At 61.0% G+C, this 9,997-nt stretch carries 9 protein-coding genes and 1 pseudogene; 6 read left to right on the forward strand and 4 right to left on the reverse strand.

Going from position 1 to position 9,997, the window contains the following annotated elements; genetic code table 11:
* Window positions 1–145: pseudogene (locus tag ACO2Q4_RS03565) on the reverse strand (co-chaperone GroES); the annotation flags it as partial.
* A 289-nt stretch (window positions 146–434) separates the two neighbouring features.
* Between ACO2Q4_RS03565 and ACO2Q4_RS03570 the strand changes: the two are divergent.
* Window positions 435–899 (forward strand): hypothetical protein, encoded by a 465-nt coding sequence (locus tag ACO2Q4_RS03570; protein WP_423317319.1) that lies wholly within the window; start codon window positions 435–437, stop codon window positions 897–899.
* A gap of 552 nt (window positions 900–1,451) precedes the next feature.
* On the opposite strand, the gene ACO2Q4_RS03575 is transcribed toward ACO2Q4_RS03570, so the two are convergent.
* A complete protein-coding gene (locus ACO2Q4_RS03575) occupies window positions 1,452–2,474 on the reverse strand; it encodes an AraC family transcriptional regulator (RefSeq protein ID WP_423317321.1) in 1,023 nt (340 codons plus the stop codon).
* Between the two features lie 249 nt (window positions 2,475–2,723).
* On the opposite strand from ACO2Q4_RS03575, the gene ACO2Q4_RS03580 reads away from it, so the two are divergent.
* The 4 genes from ACO2Q4_RS03580 (at window position 2,724) to ACO2Q4_RS03595 (ending at window position 5,724) form a co-directional block, all read left to right on the forward strand.
* On the forward strand, window positions 2,724–3,068 hold the full coding sequence (locus ACO2Q4_RS03580) for a hypothetical protein (protein WP_423317323.1): 345 nt from the start codon (window positions 2,724–2,726) through the stop codon (window positions 3,066–3,068).
* A 69-nt stretch (window positions 3,069–3,137) separates the two neighbouring features.
* Window positions 3,138–4,250, forward strand: a complete 1,113-nt coding sequence (locus ACO2Q4_RS03585) for a hypothetical protein (RefSeq protein ID WP_423317325.1) — start codon at window positions 3,138–3,140, stop codon at window positions 4,248–4,250.
* 127 nt (window positions 4,251–4,377) lie between these two features.
* Window positions 4,378–5,112: a thermonuclease family protein gene (locus ACO2Q4_RS03590; RefSeq protein ID WP_423317327.1), complete on the forward strand. Its 735-nt coding sequence runs from the start codon at window positions 4,378–4,380 to the stop codon at window positions 5,110–5,112.
* A 246-nt stretch (window positions 5,113–5,358) separates the two neighbouring features.
* Window positions 5,359–5,724 carry a hypothetical protein gene (locus ACO2Q4_RS03595; RefSeq protein ID WP_423317329.1) on the forward strand — a complete coding sequence of 122 codons (366 nt, stop codon included), beginning with the start codon at window positions 5,359–5,361 and terminating at the stop codon, window positions 5,722–5,724.
* 838 nt (window positions 5,725–6,562) lie between these two features.
* On the opposite strand, the gene ACO2Q4_RS03600 is transcribed toward ACO2Q4_RS03595, so the two are convergent.
* A complete protein-coding gene (locus ACO2Q4_RS03600; protein ID WP_423317331.1) occupies window positions 6,563–7,399 on the reverse strand; it encodes a helix-turn-helix domain-containing protein in 837 nt (278 codons plus the stop codon).
* Between the two features lie 74 nt (window positions 7,400–7,473).
* On the opposite strand from ACO2Q4_RS03600, the gene ACO2Q4_RS03605 reads away from it, so the two are divergent.
* On the forward strand, window positions 7,474–7,800 hold the full coding sequence (locus tag ACO2Q4_RS03605; protein WP_423317333.1) for a DUF1330 domain-containing protein: 327 nt from the start codon (window positions 7,474–7,476) through the stop codon (window positions 7,798–7,800).
* Window positions 7,801–8,347: 547 nt separating this feature from the next.
* Here the strand turns inward: ACO2Q4_RS03605 and ACO2Q4_RS03610 are convergent.
* A partial coding sequence (locus ACO2Q4_RS03610) for a calcium-binding protein (protein WP_423317335.1) occupies window positions 8,348–9,997 on the reverse strand: 1,650 nt, incomplete at its 5' end.

Below are 9,997 nucleotides of genomic sequence, written 5' to 3' on the forward strand. Positions count from 1 at the left end.
TGCGCGCGCCTTCGCCGACCGAGACGATCTCGCCTTCGGCAGGTTTCTCTTTCGCGCTGTCGGGGATGATCAGGCCGCCCTTGGTCTTCTCGTCCGACTGGACGCGACGGACCAGAACGCGGTCGTGGAGTGGACTAAATGTCATGTTGTTCTCCTCATTGGACAAACAGATCCTGAGCCCCCCATGCCAATGGTGGGGCCGCGCGTGACCCTTGCGGCATCACGCGGCAGAGATTTGCCGCATCAGCGGGTGGTTTCAAGGGGTGGGGCGAAAAAATTTGGCACTCGGTGGTCGCCAGTGCCAACCAGCATGATGCTTCCAAGCAATAGCCTGTGATTTCAGCGACCTCGGTGAGGCAGCAAGCTTGATCTCCCCGAGAGTTGGGGCAAAATCTCAATATGGAATATTCGTTCAGACTGATGCCGAGGGTTTCATGACGGACACATATCTCTCTGCCGCTCGCGACCTGGTGATCCAGGGAATGCATGAGAGCCAGGTCGCTTTGTCTGCAGAGCTTGAATATCATCTGGCCACGGCGCTGGCACATTACATTGACCATCCCATTCTGCCTGACCGTCTGACACTTCGCCTGGTGGAGTTGGCCCAGCGGCGCGCGAGATGGGCTGAATCCCGCCAGATCGGCGACGCCTGCCTGATCTCCTGCGCGTTCTTCGCCGCGAGGCTGACCCGTCATGGGGGCACTATTGTCCATTATGCGGGGCTGGGCCAAAGTGCTTATGAGATTGCAGGGATGCCGGATGTGGCGCAGGGCTTTCCTGACATGCTCGACGTGCTGCAGGCCAGCAGACCGATGGTCAAGGAAAGGTCCCTGACGTACGCTGACGAGCCACAGGATGAAACGGGGATTCTGATCCTGGGACCGAAATACCGACACTGATCCCCCATCGCGCGGGTCCAAGACAGTCACATCGACCGTCCTCCGGTCGGCCTGTCAGCGGCTGGGAAGTTGAACCACCTGCTCTCGTGGCCATATGCTCTGCCCGGTGCCACAGAGGCAGTTCATTCCGGTTTTCCGTGGCCGTTGGCCGCCGGATGATCGACTGCCCCCTGCCCGCTCAACCCGAGTTCGTTCAGGCGACCCCAGAAACTGCGATTCTGCGCCGAGATCCGCTGCGCCCTGAAAAACGCCGCCTGCGCGTGGCATCGAGGCAGGCGAGATAGTCGCTGATCTCCGCGAAATAGCGTGCGAAATCCGCCGCAATCAGGGCTGCCTACTCCGCGTGTGCTGCGCGAGGCAGCCCGGGGCCCATCAACTGCATGAGAAGCACAAGGATCAGCGCCCTCATGGCGCAACCTCGCGTCGGGCGCGCAATCCGATCAGCGCTTGGAGGCTGGTTTGCGCTTGTAGGCCCTGGATTTATTGCCCCACGGAAGGCTGGCTCTACGTTGCCACAAAACCGGCAGCGGCTCAGGGGGGCGTCTACAGCGTCTAAACCTTGAAGGCTTGCATCCTCGCCTCGCGGTAGGCGCGCGGTGTCTGGTTTGTCCATCGACGAAAGGCGGTCGTGAAGCCGCTCTGCTCGGAATAACCAAGGAGGTAAGCCACCTGTCTGATCGAGAACGAGCGGTCGGCCAAGTAGCTCTTTGCTGCATCCCGCCGGATCTCGTTGACCAATCCCTGATAGGATGTGCCCTCGGCCTGTAGCTTTCGGGCGAGGGTTCGTTCGCTCAGTGCGACCGCTTTGGCAATCTGGGCGATGTCTGGCGGTCCGCCTTTTGGCAGCGCACTCAGAACCAGACGTTCAATGTGGAGCCGGAGCGCGGTCTTCTCTGCGCGTTGGGCGGAGAGCAAGGCGTCGCCAGTACGCTGAAGTAGCGCGAGCAGGTGTGGGTCCGCTTTCCGCATTGGCAATGCGAGGGATGCCGGTTGGATCAACATTTCGGTCGCCTCGGCGCCGAAGGCGACGGGACAACCGAAGAACCGTGTAAACGCTTCGCGAGACGATGCCCTGGGATGAGCAAAACGGACTTCGACCGCCTGGAACCGCTCGGAAACCATTTGGCGGGCAGCCATGAACCAGGACGCCATCCTGAACTCTGGACCTTGGCGATGCATACGGAAGTAAGGGTTCTTGCTGTCGATCCGGATCGTGGCCACATTGCCCAGCTCTTTCAACCCGATCTCGGCGCTGGTGTCGCCCAACCTCACATAGCGAAGCCCGTGAAGCACTCCTTCGCGAAGCGTCTCGGCCGAAATCGAGACATAGGCCGCCAAACCCGACCGCCGAACGTCGTAACTCTTACCCAGATTCAGCCCAAGCGTATCGTCGCCGGTCAGGCTTGCCGCGCATTCCAGGAAATCGACGCACTTCCGATCGCTCACGCGCTCGTTGTCATCTGACAGGAATTGCGGATGCAACCGAGCCGATTGCAGTGCCCCCCGGATCGCGGTGGAACTCGCTCCGAGTTGCTCGGCGGCGTGCATGATCCAGGCAGACGGAAGCTCGTACATCAGGTGAAAATCCCGACGCTCTATCCCATCAGTCTAGGCAGTTTGGCTTGTTCAAGCAAGTTTTTGGCGCGGTCCCCAAACTGATTCAGGCGCTTGCGGACCATATCGGTGGCGAGGGGAGCAGCCCTGTCACCGTGTCACCATCCAAAGGAGGCCTGAATATCGAACCATCTGAAATCCGTCTTCTCGACCTCCCTGTCGCGCGGGCGTCTTTCCCACTTCCTCCATATCGTCGCTATTACGGCAATCATGATTTTCGGCCTGCTTGCGGGCGCTGCAATCGCGACTGTTGAGGGACCGTCCGCCGAGGCTCTCGGGCTCATCTTTGCTGGTATTCTGTTTTTGTTCGGTACCGTGGCCGGAGGTTTTGTCTTTGCGCTGCGACTACGGGATCGGGGCCCGCCAGTAGCCTTGGTTGTCGTCAGTTCCTACACGGTCGCGGTTGTCGGCAGCGTGCTCACAGCGACCAACGTGACGGCGAGCATCATCTTCAGCCTGATCGCTGTCGTCTTCAGCCTCTACGTCATGTTGGTGCCGGGGAAAGCGGCCGCGGGCCGAAGCCGCACGGTTGCCGGAAGTCCGGCGCTGTCCTGAGCGCGCTGTCTCAGACCCAGTCCAACATCTTGTTGCTTCAATGAACGTCCCTCAACCAAGGAGACTATGATGAATACTCACCTCGCCCGCTCGGTGCGAGCCCTGCAGCTGGCTGCGGTGATCTGTGCCGCATTTGCTGCGATTGGCGTGGCAAGCGGTTTCCACGCCGCTGACCCGGATTCCGGCTGGTTTGTTCCCCTTGTCGCCGGGGTCGTTGTCGCCATAGGCTTCAGCATCACCTGGCACGTCCTGATCGGTGCCGCCGCCAGGACGCGGCGCCTTCTGGGACTTACCGTCGTCATCGCCGGCGGGATCATTCTGGCGGCACTGGCCCTTGCCGCCTCGGCACAATCCATCGCGACCGCACTGACCGGTACGGCAGCAGTCCGCGCCGAGCTGTCAAGGCAGGTTACCGGTTATACTGACGCCCTCGCAGAGGCCCATGAGCGAGCGACCTGGGCCCAGCCTCTGGTTCAAATGACCGGCGCCTCCGCCGCGGGCTATCGTGCCCTGGCAGAGCAGGAAGCCGGGGGGGAGTTTGGCACCGGGGCCGGTTGTGGGACGCGCTGCGCCGAATTGCAAACCTTTGGTGATAGCTGGAGCCGATCGGCCAGTGCACTGCAGGAGCAGGTCGACCAGGCGGATGTGGTGAACCGGGTGGGACTCGATGCGGTCGGTCGCCTGCGATCCGCTGCCGCGCTGGGAGATCAGACCCTCTTCCTCGCCGCGACGCAGGAAGTCGGGACGGCGGTAGCCTCCCTCGAGGGCATGGTGACGGCGCCGGACGGCATTCTGGCTTCGACCGGGGTTATCACCGTAAGCTCGACCGACCGCACCGCAAGGCTCGACGCCCAGACGGCCGACCTGACTGCAAAGGCGAGGGAACTGCGCCCCGCCGATGGCAAGACCGAGGTTCCGGTGTTCGTTCCGCAATCCCCGAGCGAAGCCACGCGTGCGCAAATGTTCGGCGCATCGGCACCCGGCTGGATCGCCGGTCTGGCGATAGATGGGCTGCCGCTGCTTTTCCTGTTTATCGCTCTGGCACTCGGGTTCGAGCCGCTGCTGCGGGACGAGCACAAGCCTCTGCAACGCCAGACGACCCCGGAACGCAACGCCAAGGTCCGCGAGGACGAGGCCGACACGGCGCAGGGCAGCACAATCCACCTCGTGGCGGGCGAGTAAGAGACCATCGCAGGACTGCTTTCCCCCGGCTCCGGTCGGGGGAAGGAAATACTCCCCCCAGTAGATCGCCCCGGCGACGGCAATGCCGTTGACGGCTCCAAGGCGACCTCCCCATGCAAGGTTCCACATGTTTCGTAGTTTTCTTTCCGACCTCGCAACCGCGGTTTGCACGCTAGGCATCGCCGCTGCCGCGATGGGTGCAAATGCCGCCAAAGCGGACAATGTGATGACAGTGAACCGGATTGAAGGTCCGGCAAAGGTTGTCGACGGCGACACCCTCGACATCCGGTCGAACGGAAATGTCATCCGGATCCGCATCGAGGGAATTGACGCCCCCGAATCCGGTCAGACATGCCGTGATGGCTCAGGCAAAGTATGGCAATGCGGCCGCAATGCCGCCCGTCGGCTAGCCACCCTGATTGCAGACCGAAACATCCGCTGTGCCCCCAGTGGTGTCGACAATTACAGCCGCGTTATCGCAAGCTGTAGGACTGGAAAGGGGAACGTGGACCTCGGTGGGAGGCTGGTTGAAGAGGGGCTGGCCTGGGCCTTCAGACGGTACAGCGACACATATGTACCTCTCGAAGATGTGGCGCGCGCACATGGCGTCGGAATCTGGAGTGGCCAAGCAATACCCGCGTGGGAATATCGGCGCACTCGCTGGTCGAATCCGGATGCGCATGCACCGAAAGACTGCCCCATCAAGGGCAATATCAGCAACAAAACTGGCGAACGCATCTATCACCCGCCATGGTCGCCCTGGTACGCCAAGACCCAAATCGACCCGAGCCGCGGCGAACGGTGGTTTTGCAGCGAGGCCGACGCAATATCCGCCGGGTGGCTGCCCGCTGGCGGTATGTGAAAACCTTCGGAGTGTCGCGATAACCGCGTTAAATGCTTGCCCTTTGTGACGGTGAATCCCAAGCCATGCTTCGGCAAGGACCCCGTCCAACTTCCGTTCTCTAAGCGTGACTGCCGGCCAGACCTCATCAAGCACGGTATTCAAAATTCGCGCCGCCTTGCCAATGAGATGCGGGGACCGCGACCGGATCGGACGGAACTTGAGCCTCAAGTCGAGAATGCGTTCTTGGACCTTGTTAGGCGATCTGTGTTCCGGCGTGAAATCTTAACCCCTCAGGCGTGGGTATCGGCGCCCAATTTAGACCCCCCTGAAGTTTTGTCGGACCGTTCGCTGCGCGTCGCCGACAGCATGCCAAGTTTCGAAGCCGTCGTACCCCGCGACCCCGATCTGCTGGCGGCGCAGTTCCAGAGTTCCGTCGGACCCGAAGGCCGCGTCGGCACCCGCGAACAATTCGCTGATCTCGGCATCCCCACCTATGTCTCGCCGGCGAACTGCGGCACCGGGACCAGGGCAAACGGGGATTCGAGCCGTAGCGCCCTCTATTCCAACGACTTCTTCTATCAGGATGTCCTTTGCTGGTTCTCCTCGGCCGAATTGGCGGGCGATGCCTAGGTCGCGGGGCGCCCCGGCGCCCCGGCCTATATCAACGCGACGCTCGGCCCGAAGAATGTGGTCGGGACCGACGAGGAATGGCCGCTCGTCGGCTGGGACACAATCGCCGCCGCCGATCCGACCGTGATCGTCATCGGCACGGCGCACCCAGCCCGCCGACGACCCGGAGGTGAAGAAGGCTTTCCTCACCTCCGACCCCGTGGTCCGCGAGCTCTCCGCAGTGAAGCGGGCCGGATCGTCGAGATGGATGCTCAGGCGATGAACCCCACCTTGCGGACCATCCAGGGAGTCGAGGTCGTGGCCGAGGCGACGATGGAACCCACGGCACGTTATGACGCGGTGGTGGCGCGCCATCTGGTCTGGACGCTGCCCGACTAGCTTCCGCATCGCCGGGGCCGAGGCGAATTCCGCGGCGCTCCGCCCGGCAGTCTGGGATAGATACCCCACCACAATATTGGATCGCGGGTGCTACCGCGCCTGACGATCTCGATCCGTCTATTCGAAGGCGCTGATGCTCTGGTTCGCCTTGCGAAAGCGGGAGATGGTTAGAGAGAAGTTCCATCTCACGTGTGACAAGCTAGTACATCGCCCTCCAAGAAAGCATCGGCTACCAGTCAGGAGATAATGCGCAAGCCCCAGTGGCTTTCTGCGCAAGCGACCGCCAACTTTGCGCCAAGCGTTGACCCTCTCTTGACCGGAATTCTGCGCCATCCGTCGAGCGACCGCTTTGCGGGACGCGGCTTCGCAGCATTTCCGCCCGGCAAGCAGAAGCTATGGGCCGGCCGGACAACGCCTAACCCTGCCTGCGGTGCACCTCGCCGCCCGGAGCGTCCTGCGGTCAATCGACAGGATCGAACTCGCCACGCAGGAATTCGGCTGTCCAACCATCGGCGGGAAGGAAGGCTTCGACCACCATATCGGCAAGGGTGATGTTCACCGCGGTTCCAAAGATCGTTGTCGCGCTGATGAAGGACAACTGACCGCGCGGATGATCCAGGACAAGTGGCACGGCAATGTCGGAGGGTTGGTATGCCACTCGTCCCGCGGCTCGATGACCGCCGGGATAGGATTTCAGCTCTTCCAGCAGATCGATGAGACTTTGATCGGCGGACAGTTCGATGTCATGCGAGAGGCGACGCAGAATGTGGCTGCGCCACGCCGGCAGATTGACGATCCGCGGTGCGAGACCTTGCGGATGAAGGGTCAGCCGCAATGCGTTGACCTGTCCCGTCAGAAGTGTTGGGTCCACACCTTCGGTCAAGACCGGGACGGCTTTATTCATTGCAAGGATGGTCCAACTGCGATCGAGTGCCAATGCCGGATAAGGTTGATAACCGGCAAGCAACCGGTCGATCATCTCACGCGTCCGGACCATGTCAGGAGACGTCAAGAGCCCGTCCCCATAGGCGGGAGCGTAGCCGGCGGCAACCAGCATCCTGTTCTGCTCGCCAAGTGGCACGCGCAGATGCTCTGCAAGCCGCAAGACCATCTCACGGCTTGGCTTCGATCGTCCAGACTCCACGAAGCTCAGGTGGCGCTGCGATATGTCCGCCTCGAGCGCGAGCGCCAGTTGGGTAAAGCGACGCCGAACGCGCCATTGTCGCAGCTGCATTCCGAATGAGGATGTCTCGATCTCCATGGGCCGATGATGACCGAAGTCCAGCGTCGTTTCCATTACCTCTCGGGTAATCGACAGGCTGCAACGAGATCGGGATAATCTTCTGACCAGCAACACACGGGGGACGTGCCATGACCGCCTATGCAGTGGGGCAACTGCGCAATGTGCAGATCAACGATGGCATCGTTGATTACCTGCAAGGGATCGACGCCACCCTTGCACCATTCGAAGGACGCTTCATCATTCATGGCGGTGCGCGCGAAACTCTTGAGGGCAATCCGACCGACGACCTGATTGTCATAGCTTTCCCGAGCAAGGGCGCAGCACAGGCATGGTACGCGTCACCGGCCTATCAGGCCTTGATCCCGCTGCGCTTGCAGGGGGCGGAAGGCGATGTCTATCTGATGGAAGGTGTCGGAGCCGAACATCGCGCGACCGACATCCTGGATGCCGCCTGAATTTGCGGGCTGAGAAACGGTCGTTCTGGCAGACCACCGGTGACCTTCTCTGGCGGATGGCTCCAAGGTTTTTCCGGGATGTTTCTTGTAGATCTGCGCCACCTTCCTGCGTCGCGTCGAATGAGTGCCGTACGCACTTGGGTCCAGCCCGATCGACTTCACCCATTCACGCAATATCCCCGTATATTGTCGTGTCGACAGGTGCGGACTGTGGTGCAGGCGAATGGGCCACAAATGCTCATGGCCAATCATCTGCGGGTCGGCAATCCAGCGCTCGAAGGACTGACGCGGCGTCTCGGTGATTTCGAAGCGGATCGGCTTACCAGTCTTGCGCTGGGTGAGGCAACGGCAGCAATGTTCTTATGACTGGTGCCCTCGAACTGATCCGGCGATCCGGTCCGGCGAGGAGGACGCCGGGCCAGTCGACGGGTTCGATGTAAAGCTCTGAACCGACCCTTGCTCCAGGCAACCGAGGAGTTAGGACCGAATGACGTCCTTGGCTTTCTCCGCGACAGGAGGGCTACTCTTGCCGGGATCTCGTATCGGCCTATAACATAAAATCATGGGCGGTCAGGCGCGACACTCCGTTCAACTGAATTTCAAAATCGAACACGCCGTCGCCGTTCGTATCCCCGCGGACAATCCGACTATTGCCGGCCTGCACGCTCCATACCCCATATGCACTCGCCTGAGCCCCAGACCAGTGGAAAGCCTGATTGCCGGCAATCGTCGTGTTGGCATCGATCGCAGATAGTTGGAGCGTGTCGACTCCCGAGACAAAGTCGGTGATGACATCACGGGCAGCGCCCTTTCCGGATTCCTGTACCGCGTTGAAGATGAACGTATCCGCGCCGACGCCGCCCGTCAGCACGTCCCTTCCCGCCCCTCCGACAAGCCGGTCATTTCCGGTCCATCCATTCATGGTGTCATTGCCGGCTCCTCCGACAAGCTGGTTCGCTGCGGCATTTCCAATCAAGTTGTCCGCAAAGCGTGTGCCAACAAGGTTTTCGATGCTCACCAGGGTATCGCTGCCTTGTCCACCACCTATTGCCTGAGCCGCGCCCAATCTCAGATCAACCCTGATTGCGCCCGTGGCTGACGCATAGTTGGCGGTATCGTTGCCATCCCCGCCGTTCAGAACATCGTTGCCGGCTCCGCCCATGAGCAAGTCGCTGCCCGCGCCGCCGATAAGCTGGTCATTTCCTGCCTGTCCGTTCAAGGTGTCATTGCCCGCATTGCCGATCAATTGGTTCGCCGCGGCGTTTCCGATCAGGCTGTCCGCAAAACGCGACCCGGAAAGGTTCTCGATACTGATCAAGGTATCGCTGCCCTGTCCTCCACCAATGGCCTGAGCGGAGTTCAACCCCAAATTGATCTTGATCGCTCCTGCGGCCGATGCGTAATTTCCGGTATCGATGCCGCCGTTGCCATTCAGCGTGTCATTTCCCGCGCCCCCAAGCAGGGTGTCGTTGCCCGCGCCGGCATCGACATAATCATTGCCGCGATAACCGATGAAGGTATCGTTGCCCTCGCCCAACTCAATCAGCCGGTAGCCAGAAACGGATGAGAAGCCGCTGATATCGACGCGGTCATTCCCGGTCGTGCCGGAAAGCGTGTAGTAGTTGAAATCCAGCTGCTCGACGCTGTTCAGATAGCTGCTGTTCCACAGGACGCTGGACGTCTGGATATGCGCCCTCAGCCGGATCGAGTCCGCGCCGTCCCCGCCAAAGAACCGGTCGGTCCCGAAATCGCTGGCCGTGATGTCGAAGATGTCGTTGCCGGATTCACCGTAGAGCGAGTCATTTCCGGACCCGCCGATCAGGGTGTCACCTCCCGCGCCGCCATAAAGGCTGTCGCTTCCGGTGCCGCCATCGACCAGATCCGAGCCACCGAAGCCGCGGAAGGTGTCGTTTCCGTCGCCCAGATTGATCTGCCTGTAACCCGAGATTGAGGAGAAGCCGCTGATATCGACGCGGTCATTCCCGGTCGTGCCGGAAAGCGTGTAGTAGTTGAAATCCAGCTGCTCGACGCTGTTCAGATAGCTGCTGTTCCACAGGATGCTGGAGGTCTGGATATGCGCCCTCAGCCGGATCGAGTCCGCGCCGTCCCCGCCAAAGAACCGGTCGGTCCCGAAATCGCTGGCCGTGATGTCGAAGATGTCGTTGCCGGATTCACCGTAGAGCGAGTCATTTCCGGA

It is taken from the genome of Paracoccus sp. KR1-242 (genome assembly GCF_049446195.1).
In the GTDB taxonomy this organism is placed as follows: domain Bacteria; phylum Pseudomonadota; class Alphaproteobacteria; order Rhodobacterales; family Rhodobacteraceae; genus Paracoccus; species Paracoccus broussonetiae.